General features: G+C 37.5%; 18 protein-coding genes. 6 read left to right on the forward strand and 12 right to left on the reverse strand.

Annotated features, from left to right (window positions below):
- Positions 1-165 precede the first annotated feature (165 nt).
- The 4 genes from H4J70_RS14710 (at position 166) to adhP (ending at position 5,858) form a co-directional block, all read left to right on the forward strand.
- Positions 166-1,812: a M14 family zinc carboxypeptidase gene (locus H4J70_RS14710; protein ID WP_182251333.1), complete on the forward strand. Its 1,647-nt coding sequence runs from the start codon at positions 166-168 to the stop codon at positions 1,810-1,812.
- 2 nt (positions 1,813-1,814) lie between these two features.
- Positions 1,815-3,569, forward strand: coding sequence for a M14 family metallopeptidase (locus tag H4J70_RS14715; protein WP_182213915.1), 1,755 nt, complete (start codon positions 1,815-1,817; stop codon positions 3,567-3,569).
- A 292-nt stretch (positions 3,570-3,861) separates the two neighbouring features.
- Positions 3,862-4,521: a peptidylprolyl isomerase gene (locus H4J70_RS14720; protein WP_182213917.1), complete on the forward strand. Its 660-nt coding sequence runs from the start codon at positions 3,862-3,864 to the stop codon at positions 4,519-4,521.
- Positions 4,522-4,847: 326 nt separating this feature from the next.
- The gene (gene adhP / locus H4J70_RS14725) at positions 4,848-5,858 is read left to right on the forward strand and encodes an alcohol dehydrogenase AdhP (RefSeq protein WP_182213919.1); all 1,011 of its coding nucleotides are present in this window, start codon (positions 4,848-4,850) and stop codon (positions 5,856-5,858) included.
- A gap of 266 nt (positions 5,859-6,124) precedes the next feature.
- Here the strand turns inward: adhP and H4J70_RS14730 are convergent, their stop codons facing one another.
- Positions 6,125-9,013 carry a pitrilysin family protein gene (locus H4J70_RS14730; protein WP_182222235.1) on the reverse strand — a complete coding sequence of 963 codons (2,889 nt, stop codon included), beginning with the start codon at positions 9,011-9,013 and terminating at the stop codon, positions 6,125-6,127.
- Positions 9,014-9,387: 374 nt separating this feature from the next.
- Positions 9,388-10,668, reverse strand: a complete 1,281-nt coding sequence (locus H4J70_RS14735; protein WP_182251334.1) for an acyltransferase family protein — start codon at positions 10,666-10,668, stop codon at positions 9,388-9,390.
- A gap of 146 nt (positions 10,669-10,814) precedes the next feature.
- Here H4J70_RS14735 and H4J70_RS14740 point away from each other — a divergent pair, with 146 nt between their 5' ends.
- The gene (locus H4J70_RS14740; RefSeq protein ID WP_182222205.1) at positions 10,815-11,660 is read left to right on the forward strand and encodes a LytTR family DNA-binding domain-containing protein; all 846 of its coding nucleotides are present in this window, start codon (positions 10,815-10,817) and stop codon (positions 11,658-11,660) included.
- Positions 11,661-11,991: 331 nt separating this feature from the next.
- On the opposite strand, the gene H4J70_RS14745 is transcribed toward H4J70_RS14740, so the two are convergent.
- The 10 genes from H4J70_RS14745 to H4J70_RS14790 all read right to left on the reverse strand — a co-directional run bounded on the left by H4J70_RS14745 (position 11,992) and on the right by H4J70_RS14790 (position 26,230).
- Positions 11,992-13,731, reverse strand: a complete 1,740-nt coding sequence (locus H4J70_RS14745; RefSeq protein WP_220470391.1) for an ATP-binding protein — start codon at positions 13,729-13,731, stop codon at positions 11,992-11,994.
- A 321-nt stretch (positions 13,732-14,052) separates the two neighbouring features.
- Positions 14,053-15,039: a transposase gene (locus H4J70_RS14750; RefSeq protein WP_182242758.1), complete on the reverse strand. Its 987-nt coding sequence runs from the start codon at positions 15,037-15,039 to the stop codon at positions 14,053-14,055.
- Positions 15,040-15,321: 282 nt separating this feature from the next.
- Positions 15,322-15,951 (reverse strand): heme-binding protein, encoded by a 630-nt coding sequence (locus tag H4J70_RS14755; RefSeq protein WP_182242760.1) that lies wholly within the window; start codon positions 15,949-15,951, stop codon positions 15,322-15,324.
- 302 nt (positions 15,952-16,253) lie between these two features.
- Entirely contained in the window at positions 16,254-19,145 is a 2,892-nt protein-coding gene (gene gcvP, locus H4J70_RS14760; protein ID WP_182251336.1) for an aminomethyl-transferring glycine dehydrogenase, read from the reverse strand.
- A gap of 241 nt (positions 19,146-19,386) precedes the next feature.
- Entirely contained in the window at positions 19,387-19,776 is a 390-nt protein-coding gene (gene gcvH / locus H4J70_RS14765; RefSeq protein WP_070374238.1) for a glycine cleavage system protein GcvH, read from the reverse strand.
- 184 nt (positions 19,777-19,960) lie between these two features.
- A complete protein-coding gene (gene gcvT, locus H4J70_RS14770; protein ID WP_182251337.1) occupies positions 19,961-21,049 on the reverse strand; it encodes a glycine cleavage system aminomethyltransferase GcvT in 1,089 nt (362 codons plus the stop codon).
- A gap of 476 nt (positions 21,050-21,525) precedes the next feature.
- Complete coding sequence (locus H4J70_RS14775) at positions 21,526-22,794, reverse strand: UbiH/UbiF/VisC/COQ6 family ubiquinone biosynthesis hydroxylase (protein WP_182251338.1); 1,269 nt, start codon at positions 22,792-22,794, stop codon at positions 21,526-21,528.
- Between the two features lie 72 nt (positions 22,795-22,866).
- The gene (gene ubiH / locus H4J70_RS14780; protein ID WP_182251339.1) at positions 22,867-24,090 is read right to left on the reverse strand and encodes a 2-octaprenyl-6-methoxyphenyl hydroxylase; all 1,224 of its coding nucleotides are present in this window, start codon (positions 24,088-24,090) and stop codon (positions 22,867-22,869) included.
- Between the two features lie 188 nt (positions 24,091-24,278).
- Entirely contained in the window at positions 24,279-25,646 is a 1,368-nt protein-coding gene (gene pepP / locus H4J70_RS14785; RefSeq protein WP_182251340.1) for a Xaa-Pro aminopeptidase, read from the reverse strand.
- A 14-nt stretch (positions 25,647-25,660) separates the two neighbouring features.
- Positions 25,661-26,230, reverse strand: a complete 570-nt coding sequence (locus H4J70_RS14790; protein ID WP_070374244.1) for a UPF0149 family protein — start codon at positions 26,228-26,230, stop codon at positions 25,661-25,663.
- A gap of 185 nt (positions 26,231-26,415) precedes the next feature.
- Here H4J70_RS14790 and zapA point away from each other — a divergent pair, with 185 nt between their 5' ends.
- Complete coding sequence (gene zapA / locus H4J70_RS14795) at positions 26,416-26,724, forward strand: cell division protein ZapA (protein ID WP_182222197.1); 309 nt, start codon at positions 26,416-26,418, stop codon at positions 26,722-26,724.
- Positions 26,725-26,793 lie beyond the last annotated feature (69 nt).

Genomic DNA, 26,793 nt, shown 5'->3' on the forward strand with positions numbered 1-26,793 from the left:
TATACATTTTGATCATCTAACCTGAATTACTAGCAAACCAGCTCATTTAATTCACTTTTCTTTGAATTAACTGAATAAAATATATACTCTTTATGGCTAATTAAAGTTCGCCTATAAAACAAATTATAATAATTAAGCGTTTTTATAACTGGAGCATATAAGTAAATGAAGCGACTACTCGCGTTATTCCTCATCTCTGGCAGTTGTCTTGGTCAAGACTATATTAACCAATACACCAGCCATGCAGAAATGTTAAAACAATTAAAACAACTGGGTGTTCAAACTCAGCAAATTGGTACTTCACGATCAGGAAAGTCAATAATCGTGGCTCAATTTGGTGATAAAAGCTCACCAGCAATTTTGGTTACTGGCAACGTTGATGGCGATTATTTAGTCGGTACTGAACTTGCGATGCGCCTAATCGAGGATCTAAAGTCAGGTAAAGTCACCCGAAATGGTAAAAGTATATTTATCGTACCTATGCCAAACCCTGATGCAACAAGTTTTATACTGGGTAAAAATGGTTATTCAACGACCTTTAATCACTTAAAAACAGATGACGATAACGACCTAAAAATAAATGAAGACGGTCCTAATGATCTCAACAACGATGGTTTTATTTCTCAGTTAAGGATCTCAGACAGTTCTGGCCCATACAAAGCTAGTGAACAAGATGCCAGTTTATTAGTAAAAGTTGATCGCCTCAAAAACGAAGCAGGTCAATACCGTTTACTCAATGAAGGAAAAGATGACGACGGTGATGGTAAATTAGATGAAGATGGCTATGGCGGAACAGCAATAAATAAAAACTTTACCTATAACTATGACTATTTTGGTATTGGCTCTGGTGTTAATCAAGCATCTGAACCTGAAACGCGTGCCTTAATAGATTTTGTTATCGATCATCAAAATATTTTAATGACCGTTAATTTTTCTAAATACGACAACCTCCATGAAAACTGGTCGGCTAATAAAGTACTGGTAAGTGAATATAAACGTCCACTGGAAGCCTTTGATAAAATGCCTAAAGAAGATGTTGACGGTTATAAATTATTTACTTACCTATGGCAGCAAGCCCATAAAGACTGGCAGGTAAAAGCAGAAAACCGTGGTCGAGGTACTTTTCACGACTGGGCCTATTTTCACGGTGGTCGTTGGTCAATAGCCACCAATGGCTGGAATTTTAAGCAAATAACCATTGCCCAATCAGCTGACGTAGAAAAAAACAAAGAGGCTGATGTTGAAAAAAACAAAAACACATCAGCAAGCGAAGATACCAAAGAAGCTCGTTTGGTTACTAACGCCAAGGAAAAAAATCTACAAGGGGCGATTATACCGTGGACAAATATTTCACACCCAGACTTTGTAAATGAAAAGGTGGAAGTGGGTGGTTTTCGACTTGCCTATTTAAATAATCCTGATATTAGCGTATTTGCTGAAACTAAAAGTTCGGAATATATTACTTCCTTAACCACACTTTTTCCTGAGCTTAACGTGAGCCAGAGCGTAAAAAAAATAGGTAAAGATCTTTATCGAGTGACCTTAAAAATAAAAAACATCGGTAAACTTCCAACACAAAGCGCCATGGGTAAACTCACCCGTTGGATGCTTCCCGTAAGAGTTCAGTGGAATTTACCCAAAGAACAATTTATTGGTGGTAGCAAGCGGACATTATTAGCGCCTATCGCCGCTCATGGCGGTCAACAAGAAATCAAGTGGCTGATCAATACCAAAGGCTTCAATGATGCCTCATTTGAAGTATCTTCACCTGTCATCGATGCGGTGACACAAACCGTTAATTTTGGAGCTTAATCATGAAAAAAATATTGCTCACCTGCATTTTAACGGCCACAGCTTTGTTAACTATAACGGCACAAGCCGCAGACAAACTCACTGGATTACAGGCATTAGGTGCGCCTTTAGACCCAAAAGTAGATATTCGCTGGAATCGTTTTTATGACTCAGAAAGTACTATAACGATACTCAAAAAAATAAATAAAGCTTACCCTAAACTTACTCGACTGGAATCTATTGGTCAGTCTTACGAAGGTCGTGATATTTTTGTTATTAAAATTACCAATTATAACAACGGTGATGATACGACAAAACCGGCGATGTATATTGATGGCAATATTCACTCTAATGAGATTCAAGGTACAGAGGTTTCTCTTTATACCGCTTGGTATTTAACTGAAAGCTACGGAAAAGTGAAGTGGATCACCGAGCTACTTAACGATAAAGCTTTCTATATTGTCCCTACAATTAATCCTGACGGGCGTGACTGGTTTATGAAGCAGGCTAATACTGCGCACTCTCCTCGTTCGGGCATGGTACCTACTGACAACGATCTTGACGGTGAAATCGATGAAGATGGTCCAGAAGATCTCAATAATGATGGCCATATTACTCGCATGCGCATTAAAGATAAGGTACGTGGTACTCATAAAGAAGACGAGAAATACCCAGGTTTAATGGTACCTGTTGCAGAAGGTCAAACTGGCGATTACCGCATGTTAGGAGCTGAAGGATACGACAACGATGGTGACGGTCTTGTCAACGAAGATGGTAAAGGGGTTTACGAATATGATCCTAATCGTGATTGGGCCCATGAATGGGAGCCAGCTTATATTCAAAGAGGTGCACGCCGTTACCCTTTTTCATTAAAAGAAACCAGTGCAGTGGCTAAATTTGTTAAAGCTCATCGTAATATTGCTGCCGCGCAAAGTTACCATAATACCGGTGGTATGATTTTACGTGGTCCGGGTAAAGCCAATAACAAATATACCCGTTCTGATATTAGCGTCTATGATTTTATCGCCAACCAAGGTGAGCAAATACTACCCAATTATCGCTACCTCGTCGCTTGGAAAGATCTTTATCAAGTCTACGGTGGTGAATTTGATTGGTTTTATGGCAACAACGGTATTATGGCATTTACGAATGAACTTTGGACATCGGCTAATATGTTTCGCCCAAACGATAAAACAAGCGATAAATTAGGCAATCAAAATCACAATTTCAACAAGCATATTTTATTTGGTGATGCTTTTGTTCCTTGGACTAAAGTAAAGCATCCAATTTATGGCGATATAGAAGTTGGCGGTTTTAAGAAGAATTTTGGTAGAACGCCCCCTTCTTTCCTATTAGAAGAAGAAGCACACCGAAATATGGCCTTTACCTTATTTCACGCCTACCATATGCCACAGTTAGAAGTAACTCGTTCATCAACGCGCAAGCTCAGTAATGGTTTGTATGAAATAACGGTTAATATTGCTAATGAGCGAGCAATTCCGACAAGATTATCACAAGACATTAATAATAATTTGTCGTTTGAAGACCGCATATCGATTCTCTCGGATGACTTTTCAATATTAAGTGGGTTAACCGTTATTAGCGAAGGTGCCAACACACATACTGACCACGACTTAAACCCAGCAACGATTAAGGTCGCCACGCTTGCGGGTCACTCAACAACCATAGTGAAATGGATTGTCGATGGCAAAGGGACTTATAAAGTGACAGTAGACTCAGAAAAAGGCGGCAAGCACAGTAAAACGTTTAAGTTTTAACAAAGAATATAAAGGTAATATTCTGCTAATAACATAGTAATGTAAAACCGGCCTCTGTCGGTTTTTTATTAGCCGTTATTTAACACTTCTCCCCTCTAGTGAAGTGCTAAAAATATTATAATACGCCTTACATACGAAACAGCATTGTTGGCATCAAAGCTTAGTCATCTTAAGCTGCTGACTTAATGATTGATCAGTTAATAAAAATTATTATTTCTTAGTCGTTAATACCTGATAATATTTGATAACTTAGTCTATTTTCAAAAAATTAAAATAAAATAAGAAGTCTTTTATGAATAATATGAAAAACATCATCACCAGTCTTTTGTTAATAATGATACTGGCCGCATGTTGCGGAATAGATCCCGCATTAAACACTATTGATAGATTTATTACTAAACAAGCGGTTGATAAAACAAACCCTGCTTGGAAAACGACGTTAAGTAAACCGCCATTACTGACCTTCACCCAAGGGAAAGATTACTTTTGGGAGCTGCAAACAAACCAAGGTAATCTGACCATCAAGCTATTCACTGACTCTGCGCCTATGCATGCTTCTAGTACTATTTACTTAACTAAATTGGGTTTCTATGATGAGCTAAATTTTCATCGTGTTATTCCTGGCTTTATGGCACAAGGTGGCGATCCATTGGGTAATGGCACGGGCAACCCAGGTTATAAATACGATGGCGAATTTAATAGTGACATAGGCCACAGTGAACCGGGTATGTTAAGTATGGCAAATTCAGGTCCAAGCACTGATGGCAGTCAATTTTTCATTACTTTTAACGCGACACCTCATTTAGACGGTAATCATACTGTTTTTGGTAAAGTAGTGACTGATGTAGAAGATAGCTTAACTAAAATTGAAGCCTTAGGTAGCCGAAGAGGTAAAACTAGAGAAGCGGTCAACATCATTAAAGCGTCAATCCGTATCGCCGACAAAGAATAACTTAATATTAATTCTTGCTGATCACATCAGATTGACCGGTGAGTAATAATCGCTTATTGGTGTTATCGGCAGATCAAAAAATTAATGTTCAAGATATGCATTCACGCTTAAAAGCCATGAATAAAACAGTCTTCACCTTGATATAAGTAAACATTATTATGTCTCAAGAAAAATAACTCACCTTTACTAAATGGCTATTATTTATTAACAAATTAAGATAGCCATTAACGTTTCTTTCTGACCATTTATTGTTCTACATCATATTTTTATTAAAGTTGAGTACTATAATATTTTTTACAATGTATTAACGTAAAGAAAGGTCACTAATGAAAGCAGCTGTTATTCATCAATTCAAAGACAAGCTCGAGATTAAACAACTTGATAAGCCTACAATTTCGAGTCATGAAGTTTTAGTAAAGGTTCATGCTTGTGGTGTATGTCATACCGACTTACATGCGTGTCATGGTGACTGGCCAGTAAAACCTAAGATGCCACTTGTTCCAGGCCATGAAGGTGTTGGAGAAATCGTTGAAGTAGGCGAGCAAGTTAAGCACCTTAATCTTGGTGACCGTGTAGGTATTCCATGGTTATATAGTGCTTGTGGATATTGTGATTACTGCTTATCTGGTAATGAAAACCTCTGTTTGTTACAGCAAAATGCAGGGTACTCTGTTGATGGGAGTTATGCTGAATACTGTAAAGCAGATGGCAACTATGTTGTAAAAATACCAGACGAGATTAGCTATGTAGATGCTGCCCCCTTGTTTTGCGCAGGTGTTACAACTTATAAAGCATTAAAAGTATCTACGGCTAAACCAGGTGAATGGGTAGCTATTTTTGGTATTGGTGGCTTAGGGCATTTAGCTGTGCAATATGCTGTAGCAATGGGCTTAAATGTCATCGCTATTGATACTGGCACTGAAAAATTGAAATTGGCTAAAGATTTGGGTGCCTCTTTTTGTTTAGATTTCAAGTGTGATGATGTTGTAGCAAGAGTTTTAGCTGAAACAGGCGGCGTTCATGCCAGTATTTGTACCGCTGTTAGTAAAAGTGGCTTTGAACAAAGTTACCAAGTTATTCGTCGTGGGGGTAAGTGTGTACTAGTTGGCTTACCCGCCGAAGATATGCCGTTACCTATATTTGATACTGTTTTAAATGGTGTTAGCGTTGTCGGCTCTATTGTGGGTACGCGTAAAGATTTAGTTGAATGCTTAGATTTTGCCGCTAGAGGAAAAGTTAAAGCGATCACCATTGAAAAGTCACTAGAAGATATTAATGATATCTTTGAAGATATGATCAACGGCGAAATTACCGGTCGAGTGGTTATGAAGTTTTAATCATTTCTATCTAGCTATTGGCATTTGCAACTAACGCAGCAATATCTTTGGTAATTTGAGTTGGAAAATTACAATCACCGTTTATTAGCCCAATAACCGATATATCTAAACTCGATGCATAAAGCACAATTAATCGTTATTAATAAATAAAAAAACCGGCAGATGCCGGTTTTTTATTTTTAACTACATGCGTTATTCTTATTAAGTTATTTGTAATATTCAATAAGATAATAACGAATATTTATTAAAGTGAGCTTAAACGCAATTTATTGAAAAACCTCATCTATTGCAATCACTTCAACATTTTTAGACGGCAGTGTTAGCTTGTAACTTTCAATGATTTTATCTGTCGCTAAAAGCTCTGCTGGCTTATCACTGTTATATGTTAACGGTGATACTTGTTCAGACAACAAACGTTGCTTCATGTCTTTACCATCGTCTGAAATGAAAACATAATGAATATCATCTGTTTGTAAGTTTTCTTTGATAACACGATTAACATCATCTAATGATAGTTTTGCAAATTGATCGCGAACGTACTTAACAAACTCTTCTGTTTGATAAAACTCACTATCAAGTGCATAACCTAACTGTTGATCTTGGCTGGCCACTAATTGCGGTGCATAGTTCGTTAAGTAATTACGTGTTGCTTGAAAGTCTTTTTCGCTCATGCCCTTTTCAATCAAGTTGTCCAATTCATACAAAGCGGCACGCGTTGCGAAATGAGCATCATTATTTGAACGTAAAGGACGTAACCACACTTGAAAAATTTGACTAGAACGACCTAAATTTGCATCAGGTTTAGTTTGGTACATCCCTCGTGGAAAATATTCAATATAAGAATAATCTCCATAGTTCATACCACGCGCTTGACGAATTTGTTGATACAAGTAGCTGTTAGAACTACGATGTTCACCAAAGTATGAACGCACTAACCAAAGTGCCGCCCAGTCTTTATCACTGCGTATAGTATCAATGGGAAAACCAAAAGATACCGCTGTAGATTGCGCACTTTTTTCTATAATTGTCGCATGATGACCTTTTAAAACGGGTGCTTTAGCAATTGTTAAGCGCTTTTCATCACCGACGGGTAAAGTCGCTAAATCTGTCATTAATTGTGCTTTTAAAGCACTAGGCATAGCGCCAGTTATACCTAAGTTTAATTTTGCTTGGGTAAGTTGGGTGTTGTAGAATGCTTTAACATCTTCAAGAGTAATTGCGGCTAAGTCAGACAAATCACCACTATTGTAGTTTTCGTAAACATGCCCTTGATAAAGTTCGCTATAAAGCACCTCTTTACCTAATTCTTCATCATTAGAAGATTTAAGACCTGATTTAATACCGTCAACAAGCTCTTTTTTCAGACGCTTAAAATCGTCTTCACGCCATCCTGGATTCAATAATTGATCGCTAATAAGTTCGTACCACTGAGTAGCATTATCTTTATGCACCCGGCCAGTAAATGACATCATTTCTTTATCAAGCTGCGACGAAAAACGTCCAGCTAAAGGGTATAAACCTTTCTTAATATCTTGATAGCTTTTTGTTGCCGAGCCGCCTTGAGTTAACATACGAGCGGTTAAAGCCGCTACCCCTTTTTTACCGGCTGGATCTGCTGCAGCACCGGTATAAAATAAGAAGTTAACATCAATCAACGGTGAGTCATTGGTCTTATCTAATACCGCAAACTGTGGAGTACTCGGCTGCGAATTTTTCATGACTATTTTTGCAACGGCGCCATTTAAGTCAACTTCTTGTTCGAAGTCGGCAATCTCATCTAATGCTGATAAAGTCACTGTTGTGCGGTTTTCATCAATAAAGTATTCATTAGCAATACGTTGAATATCTTCAGCTGTAATATTGTCAAAGCTATTATAGAGGTGATTAATCGTTTCGGGATCGCGGTCAAAATGCATATAACTCGCCAATGTTGAAGCGATAGACTCTGATGAATCTAAACTATTAACAAAACTATATTTTAAGTTAGACTTTAAGTTATCAAGTTTTTCTGAAGAAACGAGCTCAGTTCTTACTTGTGCGTAAGTACGGTTTACTGCATCACGAACCGTTGCTAGGTCTTTTTCATCATTCACTTTGATAAATACGTGACGTAAGCCAGCATCTTTTGTTTCAGGGTTGTAGTTAAACATTTGGCTAGCCAACTGCTTATCAACAACGAGTTCTTGATACAATGCTGAGTTATTGGAAAAATACAATTCAGAAATTAAATCTAAAGCCGCGCGATCTTTTTTCTTGGGTTGCCAATCAGCACCTTTATAAGAAACGAGTAACCAGTGACCCGGTAAGCCATCGAATTTTTCATGAACATATTTCGCAGCTTCCTGTTTTGGCTCAGGTGCTATAGTGCTAACAAAATCACCTTTTTGCCAATTTCCCCAATGCTTCTCGACCATGGCCATTGTTGCTTCTGGTTCAACATCACCGACAATTACTAAAGAAACGTATTCTGGCTTATAGAATTGTTTAAAGAACTGTTCACCATATGCAACTTGATCAGGCATTGCTTCTACATCTTCAAAGAAGCCCATAGTGGTATGCTTATAAGTATGAGTATCGAATGCTTCTTTTCGCACCGCCGCTAACAACTTTCGAGTTGGACTAGCATTATTTTTTAAATACTCACCTTTTACCGTTAAGGCTTCTGTTTTAAATTGTGCTTCGGTGTACTTTAGGTTTTTAAAGTGATCCGCTTGAATCTCTAATACTTTATCTAAATGATCTTTAGAAAAATCTAAATGATAGTTAGTATAATCGTTGGTGGTGTAAGCACCGTTATCAACACCGGCATTTTTAAATAAATCGGCATAAACAGCTTGTGGAAATTTTTCTGAACCTTTAAACATCATATGTTCAAAGAAGTGGGCAAAACCTGTTTTACCTACTTCATTTTCATCACGAGAACCTACAGAAACGGGGATTTGTACTGAAACAAGATCTGGATAGTCTGTTTTTACCACTAAGACACGTAAACCATTAGCCAACTCTTTGAACAAGTATTTTTGGCTAAAGACTTTGTTTGCACTCTCTTGGCTTGATTGCTGTGACATACTATTGCCAGAGTCGTTGCTGGTTGCCATACAGGCGGATAACGTTAAACTTGCAGCTATGACAGCCGCTAAATATTTCTTTTTCATCATAGTTCCCTTTATTTTTATTGCTGTATTTTATGTAACTCTGAGAAATTTTTCATTAAATTTTTGAGGATAAGCCACGACATCATGTAACAAAATAAGTACGGGTCATAAATAAAGAAATAAAATGGGAAGGCAATTATTTTATAACCAATTAACGTTTCTAAAATATCTTCTCAAGTCGGCTCAAATAACAAACCCAATAATATTATCGGGTTTGTCTTCATAAATAGGTATGGAGTAAAACATTTTTTCTTGTGCTTATGAAAAAACTCTCTGATTCGACGTTCACGCATACTATAGATATATGAGCGATAGTTTCATTAGTAGATATTAGCTCTCACCTCCATGACGAGAATGTAAATACAGATTAATCGTTAATAAAGATAAAAGAACCAACCAAATATGGGAATAGCTATAGGTAAAACAATCAAGATGCCCACACTTCGATAGACTTTAGCTTTAAAAAACACACGACTCACCGATGGCATATCTTTCCTTGAAATAGTTAAGCCAAAAAATGGCTTTAACAATGGTAGCCGACGAATAGCTTCATAACTAATAACACATATAGATAATGTTCCTACCAAAACCAGCACTGCTTCTACAGCTCCGCCAAGCTCGAATGGGCTGAGTAATGAACCAATACAGATAATCAACGTTTGATGTAAAATATATACGGGATATACCGCAGGATTAAGGTATTGAATCACCTTGTTTTCTTTATTTAGGTAAGTATAGGCATAGCCAAATATACTCACTAACCACAACCACTTATTCGCTGCTGACGCTAAACTAAAAATAATTTCCATTTGACTATTTATAGCAACACTTTCATCCAAATAAATAGTTTGATAGCGATAAATAAGAAGCATATAACTAATAGCAGCAAGCCCTAATGCTAGCTTTCTTACTTTCTGCATTGCTAACCACCAGCCTTTCTGATTTGCAATTAAGAAACCCGTAATAAAGAAGGTAAAGCCTGTGGCCTGGCGTAATCTATCACCTTCGAGTTGTTTAAAAACAAAATAGTCAAGTGCAAACAGTATAAGCAAAGGGATAATTAACACACTGTACTGGCCAACTGCATCGCTATACTTTTTAACCGCTTTTGATATTACAGGTAAATACAGTAAGGGTTGAAGAACTATCAGCACCAAAGTAAAAGCCCATAACTCTCTTAAATACCATAAATGATTAACATCGATATGTGGCAATATTCCCGATTTATATTTATCAAAAATGGGGTTGTCTAAATCGAAAAAGATTTGCCAAAATTGCCAGAAAGTTAATTCCATATCGCCATTAAATTTCATTTCAAAATACAGTTGTGGCGGTACTATAAATAGAATACCAAAGGTTAAAGGTAGTAATAAACGTATGGTTCTACTTGTTAAGAAATTACCTATGGATAGTTTTTGCAGGAGAAAATAAGATGCAATACCTGAAATCATCCATATTAATGCCATACGCCATGGTTGAACCACTAGCATAAGGTTTGCCAAAAAATTGCTTTGGTAATTACTTTTGATATGCCACTCCCACCCAGCAACATAAAGCATGCATGTGTGATATAAAATTAATAGTCCAAACGCAAAAACTCTAAGGTGATCTATATCGAATCGTCGGTTATTATTGCTCTCTAAATTTATGTTCATAAGTCAGCCTTTGCGATTTTAAGAAGTCTATTTAATCAATTCACAGTAAACTCATCAACACCTAAGTAATTGAATCTACTGTTTTTGTGATAAGAGGCAAGCTGATGTGATAAGATTTTACGCATCACTTTTAAGGAATTTTTAATTTGCTACACCCGTTATATGAAAAGTATCAAAAACAGCTTGAAGTATCATATTGGTTACTTATTGGTACGATTACCGCACTGGTCAATAGCTTCTCAGTCCTTGACGATTATCAGCGCCGAGGGTTGTCTATTGAGCGATGGCAGCCATTTGTTTGGGAATTTTCTAGCCAAATTTCAATCTTTATTTTGATTCCTATACTGTTTTATATAGACAAAAAACATCCAATTAATATTAGTAAAATTAAACAGAGTCTTTTATTACACCTTCCGCTTTCTATAGTCTTCTCTGTATTACATGTTTATCTAATGATAGCTTTACGACACTTTTATTATTATTTCAGTCAAAGCACTTATGATTTTGGAGACTGGTCAGTAGAACTGATTTATGAATATCGCAAGGATTTAGGCAGCTATATTTCAATCTTAGCTACATTTTATATCTATAGATTCATTATCAGCCGACTACATAATGAAGCAAGAGAAATAGAGGTTGGTGAAGGTCCACAAGGCTCAATTTATGTAGAAAGATTAATTGTAAAAAAAATAGGTAAAGAATTTATTATTAGGGTGAGCGATATTACTTGGGTCGAAGCATCAGGCAACTATATGAATTTGCATATTGGTGAGAGTTGTTATCCAATTAGAACGACAATGGCTGATTTGGAAAAAAGGTTAGATCCACATCAATTTGTAAGAATTCATCGTTCTACAATGGTAAATTTGGACTTAGTTAAAGAAATTATCGCGTTAGAAACAGGTGATTTTTTATTAACGCTAAATAATGGGCGTCAACTGAAGTTATCACGGCGTTATCGTGATGAGGTAAATACTCGGCTCGCTGGGTAGTGGGATTAACTATGCCACCCATAAGATGAGTAACTATGCCACCCATAAGATGAGTAACTATGCCACCCATGATTAACTCTGCCACCCATAATAATTTAACTATGCCACCCATGATAATAATTGCGATTAACTATGCCACCCATAATAATGGCCAAGTTCTTTGCACACTTAAATAGGTATTATGTTTATTTTGTGGAGTAAAACTAATCGGAGTTAATCAATTTATCTATTTCAATCAGATTGTCTAATATGAGGTCAACGACCTAAAGGCTCACGCTGTGCGTAAAATAACTTAATGCGTTATTTTTTCTTGTACCTACTTGTATCTAGATTAACTCCTTTGGTCACTTTGTAAGAACTTTGAAATGGTTCGATATAATAGATTCATATCTACAGGCTTAGGGATACAGTCATTCATTCCGTTTGCTAGGTAGTGTTCTACATCACCTTTCATTACGTTTGCGGTGAATGCAATTATGGGCTTATTAAATTGCTTATTCCTGAGTTCATTACTTGCTGTAACGCCATCCATCTCTGGCATTTGAATATCCATCAACACGATATCAGGGGAAAAATTAAAGGCTAAGTTTACGGCTTCTCTACCATTATTTACACAGTGTAATAATGCATGAGTCGGCTTTAACATGGCACAAATTATTTTTTGATTAATTCTATTATCTTCTGCAATTAATATTCTTTTATTTGACCAGTCTGGTGCTAAGTCGTTACTGATAATTTTTGGATTTTTAGCTGCCACTAAAGGTGAGATAATAGATCTAGATTTAGATTTAATTGTAAAAATGAATGTTGACCCTTCCCCTTTTTTACTGGTGACCGTTAAGTTACCTCCCATTAATGTTGCTAAGCGTTTTGCAATTGATAGACCTAACCCAGTTCCACCAAACTTCCTAGTGATCGATGCATCTGCTTGGCTAAAGTTTTGGAAAAGATTGTTGATTTCTTCTGTGCTCATACCTATACCTGTATCAACCACTTCTGAAGTTAGGTATGACACTCCATTGATGCTCTTTTGAGTAATATAAACATTAATGGCGCCAGTATCAGTAAACTTAGTTGCATTGGTTACAAGATTAAGTAATACCTGATAAAAACGAGTAGGGTCACCTGTCCACAACGTATTTTTACTGGTTTTATTGATGAAATTGAGCGATATACCTTTCATATCTATATCTAACTCTACGTTTGAGTTGATTGAATCTAGAATAGGCTGTAGTTCAAATTCGATATTTTCAATATCTAATTTATTTGCTTCGATTTTTGAAAAATCTAAAATATCATTCAAAATTCTTAATAAATTTTTGGCTGAAAAAATGGCGGTGTCGATCAGGGTGTTTTGTTTTTCGTTGGGATGTTCTAAACGCAATAACTGCATCACCCCCAAAACACCATTCATAGGGGTTCTTATTTCATGAGACATATTAGCTAGAAACTGCGATTTTATTTCACTAGCTTCTTCTGCTTTAATTTTTTCAGCTTCGTAAGCCTTTGTTCTTAATTTAACTTGTTTATCTAACTCAGTTAATGATTGTTGATACTGAGAAGACATAAATGTCAGCACAATATATAAATTTGTCGCGACAAAAATAGTGGTACCCAACATGAGTAACCATGCATTAACAGAAGTGTGATACTCATCAGCATTGACTATATAAGTGAGATGACCGTTAATATAAGCAATACCAATAGACGTAATAATGATAAATCCAACGGCAATACTAATTAATGCCGAAATACGATCAAAAAGTAGACTGCATAAAGCAGTGTACATAATCATCAGTAATATCCCCGCACCAAATAAGCCAAATTGAATCATGCCGCCAATTGCTAATAATAGAAAACAACTAGTAATGAAATAAGCTTTAAATTTGTAGAAGACTTGCTTACGAAAAAAAAATATAGCTGCTGAAATAAAGTACATACTAATTTGAATGCCCATTATGGGCTGGAAACCAATATTAGAAATTCTAAGAAGAGAGCTAATTAAGGCCGGAGTAGAAAATATTATAAACACTAATAGTAATCGATTAGCCAGATGACTATTAATTTCCATGCTCGGTGTGTTTAACATTAATTGACGGCCTTAATAAAGAATCTTTTATATATGTGAACAATATTAACTTAATTGTATTTGTGTATAGCCATTTAAGCAAAATTTGAAGTAATGTTTAAATTACTATGCCACCCATAATAACAATAAATAATGATGATAAGCCATTTCTTGTCTTTTTAGCTTATAACAATACCTATTGATAAGGTAAAGCGAGTTTCTATAGTCCTTTATCGCAACTACTTTCTTAAAACATCAAATGATAGCCGAGTTAAACCCACCACTCTAAAATAGTAGTAAGGTTACGTCTTATTCATAAAAGCGTTATGCGCTATTCAAGCAGGCCTGAGCATTGGCTATACCATGTGTTCGCTGCAAACCAACATGCTCACTAAATTCACATAAATGCTCAGCAGAACCAACAGCACCTGTGAAGATAGTTTCAAAATCCGTCGTAAGCTTTAGCCAACTTTCATCATTGATGTGTAACCTCGCGAGGATAGTTGCGCTAGTAGTGTCGATGGCGCCTCGTTTATCATCACGCAGGAGGCGTCCTGTTTCATCAACCAGAGTTAAGTAATCATGTAAGCTAAAATAAATACCCGCGCCAGTTGATTCTTGATGGGGTTCATTACCCATAAAAGGTAATAAACAGGTCGGTTGCTCACCGGTTATAGCCGCTTTAATGCGTCGTTGAATACTGGTGAAGTCAGACTGTTCTGGGGTAACCGCAATACCTGCTCGTATAGGGTTTAAATCAACATATGCCATACACGACAGTAACGCCCCTTCATCAAGCAGTGCTTGTGATTTAAAGCGCCCTTCCCAAAAGTGTCCGGTACATTGGTCTTCTCGGTTAGCTTGTCGGGCTATCGGCTCGTTCAATGAGCGCATAAACCAACTGATATCAATTAAACGCTGCTTATATATCTCAGCCGTACTTTCAACCGTCGCTAATTGAAACTTATCAAGCGGTTGTTTGTTCAAATATTTTTGAGTTAATAAGGTCCCTTTGAATAATTGATGCCAACGTTGCAATACCTCATCGGTTGACCAGCGCTCTATTGGCTCACTATCGACATGCAAGACAATATGTAAATGATTATGCATGACAGCATAAGCACAGATATCTATCGAAAATACCTGAGATAATGTAAATAATCGCTTTTCAATCCATCTGCGTCGATGCTCAAAACTAATACCCGTCTGCTTATCTACGCCACACAAAAAAGCCTTGCGTACCGTTCGACTGCAAATGTGATAATAAGGTGTATCCAATAAACTAATTTGTTGTGAACGAGGCTTAGGCATAACAATCACCCGACTGAATAAAGATAACTTAAGTCTAGTTTATTGAACGAAACCTGCATAAGTTATTATGGGTGGCCTATTAGGAAGGAATAAGCGTCTCGAACAAAAACTGCATAAGTTATTATGGGGGGCTATTAAGAGATTTTGTGACTATTTTGTCAGTGAATACTATTCGAAAAAGCAAACATTTAAATGTTTCGTCTTGCACAGCAACAAGCCAGTCAGAGGGAAAATAGATACCTTAACTGGCATTTACAGCAACCAATAGTAATGCATTTTGGGCTATTTTACTTCAATTAACACTTCGTTGTGGCGAAGCCATGGGATAGTGAAAGGACCATTGTAGGCTGCGTTAATAGGCTCGCTAACTGCGGTATAGCCGTTTTTCGCAATCCAGTTATTAAGGATTTGGGTTTGTGTTTCAACATTACTATCACTGAGCAGCCCGCTGAACTTTATCACCACGACTTTGTAATCCTTTACTTCTGTTATCCATACGTCTGGATTGGTTGGCTTAGGGGTACTTTGTATTGTAAAGTCGGCAGGCATTACAAATGACATTACTTGTTGTTCTGATCGCTCTTTCATAAACACCGGAGCGGTCATAGTGATTTTGGTCCCCTTAGATACTGCCTCTGATTCATCCATCAGTACAGGTGCTGTCATGGCTATTTCTGTGGAGCCTTCATTCTCACCAGTAATATATCTGAACAGATTCCTGAAAGCACCGTTCATTCCGTCGGCTGACATGTCGGAGGACACTAGCACTAACGATTCATAGTTACGCACTTCAATTTTCTGTACCTGATCAGATTTCAATAGTGTATAAGGCGCGTTTTCAACTCCACTTTCTCCAAACACGGAGCAACCGGCCAAAATCAGTGGAACAAGAAGTGCGAAAAGTAATTTCATAGAGTTTCCTTGAGGTCTTATAAAACAGTGTTTATCACTGTTTTCATTTTTTATTAAGATTAAATACGTAAAACTGGGAAATTAGTTCAATTCAACATTAAATTTTATCTTCAATAAAACCTGTTGGTTGCAGTTGACTAGTGCTGAATTACAAGAAAGCCGATATCGGCTCACTTTTCTAACCGTAATAAACCAAAAAGGCGAATCATTGCTGATTCGCCTTTTTAAGTTTCACAAACTCAATTAATTTTTCAAACTTAATTAAACTTTCACAAACTTAATTAACAGATGACATCAAAAAACTAGTCTTGATAGCTTTCAATTGGAGGACATGAACAAATTAAGTTACGGTCTCCGTATACATCATCGATGCGATTAACTGTTGGCCAAAATTTATTTTTGGCTGCAGCAGGAACTGGGAATACAGCTTCTTTAATAGAATAACCACGTTCCCAAGTATCAGTAATATCCGCTAACGTATGAGGAGCATTATGTAATGGATTGTCGTCACTTGACCATTCACCCGATTCAACTTTACGTACTTCGTCGCGAATAGAAACCATGGCTTCAACAAAACGGTCAAGTTCAACTTTTGACTCAGATTCTGTAGGTTCAATCATGAAAGTACCCGCTACTGGGAACGACATCGTAGGTGCATGAAAACCATAATCAATTAAGCGTTTTGCTATATCAACTTCACTAATACCTGATGTGGCTTTAAGTGGACGTAAATCGATAATACATTCATGAGCAACACGACCATTTTTTCCTGCGTATAAAAGTGGGTAATGTTGGCTTAACTTTTTAGCTAAATAATTAGCATTAGTAATAGCATATTTAGTCGCATCTGTTACGCCCTGCTTACCTAGCATTGCACAGTAAAGGTAAGAGATACATAAAATACCCGCACTACCAAATGGTGCTGCTGCAACGGCTCCATTACCTTTAGTACTTTCATTAACGTTAATTAATGCATGATCAGGCAAAAATGGTGCAAGGTGTGCTTTAACGCCGATAGGTCCCATACCTGGGCCACCGCCACCGTGTGGAATAGCAAACGTTTTATGCAAGTTTAGGTGAGAAACGTCAGCACCAATATAGCCTGGCGACGTTACGCCTACTTGTGCGTTCATGTTTGCACCGTCAAGATAAACTTGACCGCCATGTTCGTGAACGATGTTACAAATTTCTGCTACTGTTGTTTCATATACACCGTGCGTTGACGGGTATGTGATCATAATACAGGCAAGATTGTCGGCCATTTCGCTTGCTTTAGTACGCAGGTCGTTCATGTCAACGTTACCTTCTTTATCACAAGCAACAACAACAACTTTCATACCAACCATTTGCGCAGACGCAGGGTTTGTACCGTGGGCAGAAGATGGAATTAAACAAATATTACGATGTGCATCACCACGACTTTCATGATATTTAACAATCGCGATTAAACCCGCATACTCGCCTTGAGCACCAGAGTTAGGTTGCATTGAAATGTTGTCGTAACCCGTTAGTTCAACTAACCAATCGCCTAACTCGTCAATCATTTGCTTATAACCTTGAGCTTGGTCAATGGGTGCAAATGGGTGCATGTTAGCGAATTCAGGCCATGATACTGGGATCATTTGTGCTGTTGCATTTAACTTCATCGTACAAGAACCCAAAGAAATCATTGAATGGTTCAATGCTAAATCTTTGTTTTCTAATCTTTTGATATAACGAAGCATTTCTGTTTCGCTGTGGTATGAATTGAATACCGGGTGAGTCAATATTTCAGATTCACGTACTAATGCTGCAGGAATTGAAGAATGACCGCTACTGACTATTTTGTCGTCAAGGTCGCTAACGTCTAAACCATGGCCTGCGCCTAATAATATATCGAATAAACCAGCAATATCAGTACGAGTCGTTGTTTCATCTAGAGAAATACTAATTTGACCCACAACATCAGTGCGGAAGTTAACACCTGCGGCTAATGCGCGTGCAACGATTTCTTCTTTATTATCTAAATTGAACGTTAAGGTGTCAAAGTAGTTAGCATGAATAGCTGTTAAGCCTTTTGTGGCTGTACCTAAGCATAAAATATCTGCGAAACGATGAATACGATTAGCAATGATTTTCAAGCCCTTTGGACCATGATAGACCGCGTAAAACGCCGCCATGTTAGCTAAGAGTACTTGGGCAGTACAAATGTTTGAGTTAGCTTTTTCTCGACGAATATGTTGTTCGCGAGTTTGCATTGCCATACGCAATGCAGCGTTACCACGGGTATCTTTAGAAACACCAATAATACGACCAGGCAATGAACGTTTGTATTTCTCAGAGGTAGTAAAAAATGCAGCGTGTGGTCCGCCGTAGCCCATTGGAACACCAAAACGTTGGCTTGAACCAATAACGGCATCGGCACCTAATTCACCCGGTGCTTTTAACATCACTAAACTCATGATATCTGCGGCAACCGCAACAATACCTTTGTTTGCGTGAATTTTTTCAATTAACTCACTAATGTCTGTAATTTCACCCGATGCACTTGGGTATTGTAGCAAAGCACCAAAAACATCATGGTCAGCGGCTTCATGAGCAGGAGCAACGATAACGTCAAAATCAAACATTTCTGCACGTTGTTTAACAACGTCGATAGTTTGTGGATAAACATCACTTGAGATAAAGAACAAGTTTGATTTTTTGTTTTTAGAAACACGTTTTGCTAATGCCATGGCTTCAGCAGCCGCAGTTCCTTCATCTAATAATGAAGCAGAAGCTAGTTCAAGACCAGTAAGGTCGATACACATTTGCTGGTAGTTTAATAATGATTCTAAACGACCTTGAGCAATTTCTGGTTGGTAAGGCGTGTAAGCCGTGTACCAGCCTGGATTTTCTAACACGTTACGCAAAATTACGTTCGGTGTTAATGTGCCGTAGTAACCTAAACCAATGTAGGTGTCGTTTACTTTGTTCAAGCTTGCAACCGCTTTTAAATCACTTAAGGCTTGCGCTTCTGTTTTACTTTCTTCAATCGCAGGCAATGCTGATAAACGAATATCACTTGGTACGATTTCATTGATAAGTGCGTCAACCGACTCTGCGCCAATGTCTTTTAACATCGCTTGAGTTTGTTCGGCATTAGGGCCAATGTGACGACGAATAAAGTCTTGAGTTTGCTCTAAATAAGCAAGTGATTTTGATTGAGTAGTCATAAAACAGCTTCTCTTAAGTGGGTAATTAATTTACTGGGTCTTTAGTTACGGCGTAACTAAAATAAAGCCCCAAACAAGCAGTTGGAGGCTTAATAACAGATTTCGTAAACAGCTAGCTTTTGGTAAGGCGCTAAAGTTATCAGTCTTATAAGCTTAATAGCCTTTAGCTAAAGGCTATTAAGCAAGTGAGATTAGACGAGTATCAAAAGCAACGCAGCATAAAAGCTAAATGTGCCCGAAATTAGTCTTCGTCAATAGAATTCGCGTAACCTTCAGCATCTAATAAAGCATCTAACTCTGCTTCATCAGCTAACTGAACCTTGAATAACCAACCAGCGCCAAAAGCGTCTGAGTTAACTAATTCAGGAGAATCTTCTAAGTCTTCATTTACTTCAATAACTTTACCTGAAACGGGTGCGTAGATGTCTGAAGCTGCTTTTACAGATTCTGCTACTGCAACGTCGTCACCAGTACTGATTTCGTCATCAACATCAGGTAATTCAACAAATACCATGTCACCTAATAAGTCTTGTGCATGTTCAGTGATACCAACTGTAACTACGCCGTTACCTTCTTGACGTACCCATTCGTGTGATGTTGCATATTTTAGTTCTGAAGGAATGTTGCTCATTTTTTATTTTCCTGAGGTTAATTATTGTTTATCGTAAACTCAATTTCAATTGTCGCTATTGGCTAACAATTAAATACTATAGCTTAATTATTCTTCTATATTGGACAAGCGTAAATAGATTTACCCTCGACCAACATTGTCATTCTACTTGCTTTTAAAACAAATTTTTATGATTAAAAATTAATTAAAAAACTTTTTTGCCATTGCGAACAAAGCCAGCTTTGATCACTTTAACGTTAACTAATTTTTTACGCATCTCTACTTCAACAGTGTCGCCTAAGCTTACGCTGCGAGGAACACGAGCCATAGCAATACTATGACCTAATGTTGGCGAGAATGTACCTGAGGTAATAATACCTTCACCAAATGGCGTAATCACTTTTAAGCCAGTGCGTAATACGCCTTTTTCTTCAAAGACTAAACCAACAAGTTTAGGTTGGTCGCCAGCCGCTTTTTGGGCAGTTAATACTTCACGGCCAATAAAGTTACGATCTGTTGGTTCCCAGCTAATGGTCCATGCCATGTTAGCCGCTAATGGCGAAACAGTTTCGTCCATATCTAAACCATAAAGATTCATGCCCGCTTCTAAGCGCAAGGTATCACGAGCGCCTAGACCACAAGGTGCAACACCTGCGTCGAGTAGTTTTTGCCATAAATCTGCTGCTTGGTCTTCTGGAACCACTATTTCATAACCATCTTCACCGGTATAACCTGTGGTGGCAATGAATAAATCGCCAGCTTGAACACCAAAGAATGGCTTCATACCTTCAACAGCTTGAGTTTGCTCTGGTGTTAATAGTGAAGCTACTTTAGCTTTAGCTTGAGGACCTTGCACGGCAATCATGCCAAATTCAGGACGTTCGGTAATTGTAATGTCGAAACCAGCCGATTGTTCATTCATCCACGCTAAATCTTTTACGCGCGTTGCTGAATTAACAACCAAACGATAATAAGTTTCAGTGAAGAAATAAATGATCAAATCATCAATAACACCACCTTCGTGATTGAGCATACCGGTATAAAGGGCTTTACCTTCAACGGCTAATTTTGCAACATCGTTGATCACTAAACGGCGTAAATATGCTTTGGCATCAACACCTTTAATATCAACAATGGTCATGTGTGAAACATCAAACATGCCGGCATCAGTTCGAACAGCATTATGCTCTTCTATTTGCGAGCCGTAGTTAATTGGCATTTCCCAGCCGTGAAAATCAACTAGTTTTGCGCCAGCTTCAATATGCTTAGCATGTAATACGGTTTTATTAGTCATCGTATGTATTCCACTTTAATTGTTGAATTCACCATTAAGCCAAGCTTAAAGGTAGTATATTTACAAAATAATTGGCCAGATTATAGCCGCGCAAAGCAACCTATTCAACTAAAAACAAAGAAAACAGTCAATAATACAAATTTTAAACCAGATAAATATTTTAATCCAAATTTAATTTTTAAAACCACATGTTTTGAAAATTATAATCAGTTTTACTTCGTAAAAAAATAGAATCTTGGGTTTTTATTTTGTGTTTTTTACTGACATTTTTTTTCAGGAAAACTTATTAATTTAAAAGCTAATAATATCAAAAGGAAGGAGGAATATTAGGACGTTTATAAAATTATTTTTCATCGATTAACCATACACTTAAAAGACAATCATTAGATAAGTTTTATAAAACAGAGCAAACGTTATTACAAGCTCTTACGGTCATGTCAAAAGCGTTTGCTTAAATGCTCAAAGCAACGTTAATTTTAAAATAACTTGTCTTTGAGTTTTGCAAGTTTAGGTAAATTACTTTTCAAACCCAATGCTTGTTTAATTAAGACTTGCTTAACGGGCTTTAAGTTATTAATTAAAGACAAACCTAGACCTCTCAACAATTTTATAGCGCCTTGTTGAGGCGTAAACACTTGTTTAATTGACTCCATTGCTGCAACCATTTCGGTTGCTTCGGCTTTACGCCAACGCGAATATTCATTTAACAAACGAGTGGTTAACCAAGCATCATTAGGGGATTTTTGTTGGGTTATCTTGTCATTAATAATTTGCGCCAATGATACCGCGTCAAGTAAACCTAAATTAACGCCCTGGCCTGCTAATGGATGAATGGTATGAGCAGCGTCACCAACCAAAGCAATACGCTCTTGAACAAAGCTTTGGGCGATACGCATAGTTAGCGGATGAGTAAAACGTTTACTCTGTAGTTCAATATTCCCTAATTTTCCATCACTTGCTGCCGTTAACGCTTTTGAAAACTCTGCTGGGGTTAAGCCATTTAAACGAATTGCATCTTCGGGGGATGTAGACCAAACAATCGAGCATAAGTCTTGCGTTCCAAGAGCGTCGTTAAGTGGTAGTAGCGCTAGAGGGCCAGTTTCTAGAAAAACTTGCCATGCGGTATTTTGGTGTCCTTGTGAGCATTTTACCGTAGCAACAATAGCGTGATGATCATAATCACGAAAAGTTAAAGGGAACGCCATTTGACGTCTAACCCAAGAATTTGCGCCATCAGCACCAACCACTAATTTAGCGGTTATTGGCATAGGGTTGCCGTTAGTTGATGTAAAACTAACAAAAGCCTCACTTTCACCAATACTTATATTACTTAAGGTATTCTCAGTATAAAAAATTATACCTTGATCTGCTTTTGCTTTTTGCCAAAGGCTCTGACGTATAACGCTATTTTCAACGATCCAACCTAGCTGTTCATTGGCTGAGGTATCGGCTAAATCGTCACAAGAAAAAAGTAACTTGCCAAAGCCAGCTTTATCCCAAACATGCATATCAGTATAAGCTTGAATACGTTTTTGTTGAATTAATGGCCAAACATCAAGATTATCAAAAATTTGTTTACTGGCGACATTAAGCGCACTAACTCGAACATCAGGCTGTTCTGATAATTCATCCGGAGGAGAAGTGTCAACAATAGCAACGGTTAACTGTGTTTGCTGACGTAGCGCTAAAGCTAAGGTTAAGCCCACCATGCCGCCGCCAACAATTAATACATCAAATTTTTGCATGTTATTCTTCTTAATTTTAAAATGGCTTTACGTTAGGTTAACTGGGTATTTTTAGTTACCTTGGTTTCACCCTTAATAACCCATCGTTTTTCTAACGAGGCGACTTTTTAATGGTGATAAATAATTCATGACTTTCAAACCAACATTACGCCCTATAACTAAAGGGGGCAATTTATTTGAAAAAAGTGTCACTAACGAATCGGTTAAACCAATGACTTGCTGATGATCTAACTTTCGTTGCGAGGCATAATGACTTAACAGAGAAAATTGTCCAATGTCTTGATTGTTATTTAAGGCTACTTTGATCAGCTCCACCATTTGCTTAACATCTCTTACACCCAAATTAAAACCTTGTCCGGCAATAGGATGAATAGTGTGAGAAGCATTACCAATAAGTGCCATCCGATGAAAAACCTGTTCATCTGCCATTAATAATTTAAGCGAATAAACATCGCGCTTACCCACTTGGGTTATTGCGCCAAGCCAACTACCAAAAGCATTTTCAAGTTCATCTTGGAATTGTTTATCGCTAAGTGCTAGCATTTTATCTGCTTGTTCAGGCGGTAATGTCCATACCAAAGAACAACGACTATCACTTGTTGCGCTCCCCTGTTTTGACAGTGGTAACATCGCAATAGGACCAGTATCAGTAAAACGTTCAAAAGCCAAATTGTTGTGGGCAATCGCCGTACTTACATTGGTAATAAGTGCCGATTGACCGTAGTGAGACTCTTGCACAGCAATGTTAGCAAATTTTCGACAGGCTGAATGAACACCATCACAGGCTAATAGTAATTTCGCGCTAAGCTTTGCTGTTGATTTAAGCGTCAGTTCAACCTGCTCTTTTTGCCAAGTAATATCGGTTATTTTATCGGGAGTGAACCAAGTGATATTACCTGTTATTTTGTTTTTCTCTTTTAAACTGCTTAATAATGCTTGCCCAAGCAATGACATTTCAACAACAAAGCCAAGTGCATTAACTTGATGATGCTCAGCATAAAGTCGAGCTTTACCGTAGAAGCCTCGATCAGAGATATGAATATTTTTAATGGGCTCGGCTAGATGCTTTAATTGTTGCCAAACGCCTAAACGTTCTAAATAGGTTGCTGTGCCATGTGAAAGCGCTAACACACGATCATCAAAAGTTAATCTTGGATCTTCTAATACCGGATTAGCTTCAACAATGGCAATAGACAGTGGCTGACCCTGTTGTTTTTTGCAGTCGATCAAACTCAGTGCCATTAATGCACCAGATAAACCACCACCAGAAATTACGATATCGAATTCTTTTTTCATAGTTACTTTTTTTAGCTATTTAATACAGTCGCTTAAGATAAAGCGTTAAAGTGAAATGCTAAGTTCATTGCCAATTAATCATTGAACTGTGAAATAAAACATTGATTAATGATTGCTGCCTGAATTTAAATACGTAAATCTATGATGACAAGTTCATATGGCAATGTGAATTGACGATAAAAAGTCAGTTAATTATTCGCAGTCATTAGTTGTTCAATTTCAGCAATTAATTTTGGCGCATTTACCGTTAAGTTTTCATGACCTTGATCAGTTACTGCTATATTATCTTCAATTCTTATTGCTATACCGCGCCATTTTTTATCAACACTATAATCATCAAGTGGAATATAAATGCCCGGCTCTATGGTCATCACCATACCTTGTTCAAACGCTCGACATTGCTCGCGTTTATCATTTGACTGATAATCACCAACGTCATGAACATCTAAACCCAACCAGTGCCCTAAACCATGAATAAAATACTTTTTACAGGCTTTGTCCTCGATTAACAGAGCTAAATTCCCAGACAATATACCTAAACGATGTAAACCTGAAGTTAGGAAGTTATTCACTAAAACATTAAGCTCGGCAAAGGTTGCGTGTGGCTTTATTGCATCAATCGCTAAGTTCTGTGCATCTAGCACCAGTTGATAGACTTCTCGTTGTGCTAATGTGAACTTGCCATTTGCAGGAAAGGTGCGAGTAATGTCAGCCGCATAGCCGCTAAGTTCACCACCGGCGTCAATCAACACCAATTCATTATTTTTCAGTACGTCATCATTGTTAGTGTAATGTAAAATATTGCCATTATCACCACAAGCAACGATACTGCCATAAGCTGGGTGCCTTGCACCATTACTGGCAAATTCATGCAATATTTCCGCTTCTAATTGGTATTCAAATTTACCAATCGCTGACTGTTTCATCGCTCTGGCATGAGCCGCGCCGCTAATAATATTTACTTGACGCATAATATCGAGTTCGCCAGCACTTTTGATTAAACGCATTTCTTCAATAATATTTCGACAATCAACCAGTAGTGTCGGTGCTTTTACGCCAAGGCGGCTTTGCGCTTTAACCGCTGACAACCATGCATATATTTGGCTATCTAAGCGGGTACTTTTTCCTTGGCAAAACAACAAGTGACTTTTATCCGCAATATAATCAGGGAGGTATTGATCTATTTCGGTTAGTGGAAAACATTCATCTACACCATAATGCTCTACCGCTAACGTTTGTCCTACTCGCCTACCGTGCCAGACTTCTTGAAGGGCATTTTTCTCAAGGTTAAATAAAATACTTTGTTGATTTTCTTCTCCCTTATCAGCAGATTTAATCAGCACTAAAACAGCATCAGGTTCGTTATATCCCGTTAGATAATAAAAACTTTTATCTTGGCAAAAAGCATATTCGGTATCGTTGCTACGCGTGACTTCTTGTGCAGCGGAAAATATCGCAATAGAATTTTCTGGCATCGAAGCAAAAAATTGAGCACGACGTTGGATGAATTCGGCCAAAGGTAATAAAGTATTTTTAACTAAAGTTGATGTATTCATGACTTGATCTTTTTTTAGTGGACAGTATCTTCTGCGCTTTTACTTTCTGGCGGTGAGCCGAGCTCAGTAAAACACAATAAAGCAGAAATTCTGACATATTCAGCTATTTCAAAATAGGCTTGCTCGGTATCTTCGTCTTCTTCCATTTCGTCAGACAAATTAGAGATTTCAGCAAAATCAATAAGGACTTCTTTAACGTCTTCTGATAATACCGCTTTGTTTTTTTGTTGTAGGCCGAATCCTAAATTGAAGCCTTGTACCCAAACACTTAAGGCATGGCCACGTTCAACTATACTATCGTCATCATCTGGTAACGTTAATTGAAAACCATAAGAGTCATCAATAATGTCATGCCAAACTTTTGCAAACATTGATTTGACCAACGACTTAACGGCACGAGGTAAACCTTCGCCGTTGTTAAACAAGTCATTAATCATCACGATATAGTCCTCACTTTCAAAGGTAAAACCGGCACAAACTAAGCCAGTTAATACCCCATGTAATTCAGCGCCATGGACGGTAATACTTTCTGTTGTAAGAATTGCTTGCACTGAGGCAAAGTCTAAAGAGGTTTCGTTGGACATGTTTTAATCATCAATAAAATGCGTGAGTTAATGCAAGGTATCGTAACATTCACGCTTTTATGATGCTAGAGATTAAAAGGAGAAAACCCTAGAGAACGCTTGCATAGTGTACTGCTCATCGCTATAGTGCTCAGATATGTATATATTACTATTAATTAAGATGTTTTTGTGAGAATAAGCCTGTTATGAGTCAACACTCGGTTACCATTGAAGTTGCTAATAGAAGACTGAAGATTTCATGTCCTAGCGGGCAAGAGTCGTCTTTACTATTAGCCGCTGAAGAGTTAAACCAACGTTTGCTAATAGACAGTAAAACTTGTTCTATAAAGACACCTGAACAATCACTAGTAATGACTGCACTTAACTTATCTAATGATTTATTAGCTGCTCGTAAAGAAATTATCGATGAACGTGCTGCGATGCAAAGTAAAATTGATTTACTACAAGCGACTATCAAACAAGCTGTAATTTCCGAATACCTCAAGAAAGCCTGATTTTTCAGCAACCTCTGTTCACTAAAAAAACAAACAAACTTAAGTTACAAAAAAACACTTAAATCGCTT

Origin of the sequence: Colwellia sp. BRX8-9, from assembly GCF_014077245.1 — a bacterium.
Lineage (GTDB): Bacteria > Pseudomonadota > Gammaproteobacteria > Enterobacterales > Alteromonadaceae > Colwellia_A.

Coding starts and splice junctions, on each gene's coding strand:
- H4J70_RS14775 (WP_182251338.1), bottom strand. CDS start 22,794: ATGCAAAAATTTGATGTATTAATTGTTGGCGGCGGCATGGTGGGCTTA.
- gcvP (WP_182251336.1), bottom strand. CDS start 19,145: ATGACTACTCAATCAAAATCACTTGCTTATTTAGAGCAAACTCAAGAC.
- H4J70_RS14730 (WP_182222235.1), bottom strand. CDS start 9,013: ATGAAAAAGAAATATTTAGCGGCTGTCATAGCTGCAAGTTTAACGTTA.
- ubiH (WP_182251339.1), bottom strand. CDS start 24,090: ATGAAAAAAGAATTCGATATCGTAATTTCTGGTGGTGGTTTATCTGGT.
- gcvT (WP_182251337.1), bottom strand. CDS start 21,049: ATGACTAATAAAACCGTATTACATGCTAAGCATATTGAAGCTGGCGCA.
- H4J70_RS14790 (WP_070374244.1), bottom strand. CDS start 26,230: ATGTCCAACGAAACCTCTTTAGACTTTGCCTCAGTGCAAGCAATTCTT.
- H4J70_RS14720 (WP_182213917.1), top strand. CDS start 3,862: ATGAATAATATGAAAAACATCATCACCAGTCTTTTGTTAATAATGATA.
- H4J70_RS14750 (WP_182242758.1), bottom strand. CDS start 15,039: ATGCCTAAGCCTCGTTCACAACAAATTAGTTTATTGGATACACCTTAT.
- H4J70_RS14710 (WP_182251333.1), top strand. CDS start 166: ATGAAGCGACTACTCGCGTTATTCCTCATCTCTGGCAGTTGTCTTGGT.
- H4J70_RS14745 (WP_220470391.1), bottom strand. CDS start 13,731: ATGGAAATTAATAGTCATCTGGCTAATCGATTACTATTAGTGTTTATA.
- gcvH (WP_070374238.1), bottom strand. CDS start 19,776: ATGAGCAACATTCCTTCAGAACTAAAATATGCAACATCACACGAATGG.
- pepP (WP_182251340.1), bottom strand. CDS start 25,646: ATGAATACATCAACTTTAGTTAAAAATACTTTATTACCTTTGGCCGAA.
- adhP (WP_182213919.1), top strand. CDS start 4,848: ATGAAAGCAGCTGTTATTCATCAATTCAAAGACAAGCTCGAGATTAAA.
- H4J70_RS14735 (WP_182251334.1), bottom strand. CDS start 10,668: ATGAACATAAATTTAGAGAGCAATAATAACCGACGATTCGATATAGAT.
- H4J70_RS14715 (WP_182213915.1), top strand. CDS start 1,815: ATGAAAAAAATATTGCTCACCTGCATTTTAACGGCCACAGCTTTGTTA.
- zapA (WP_182222197.1), top strand. CDS start 26,416: ATGAGTCAACACTCGGTTACCATTGAAGTTGCTAATAGAAGACTGAAG.
- H4J70_RS14755 (WP_182242760.1), bottom strand. CDS start 15,951: ATGAAATTACTTTTCGCACTTCTTGTTCCACTGATTTTGGCCGGTTGC.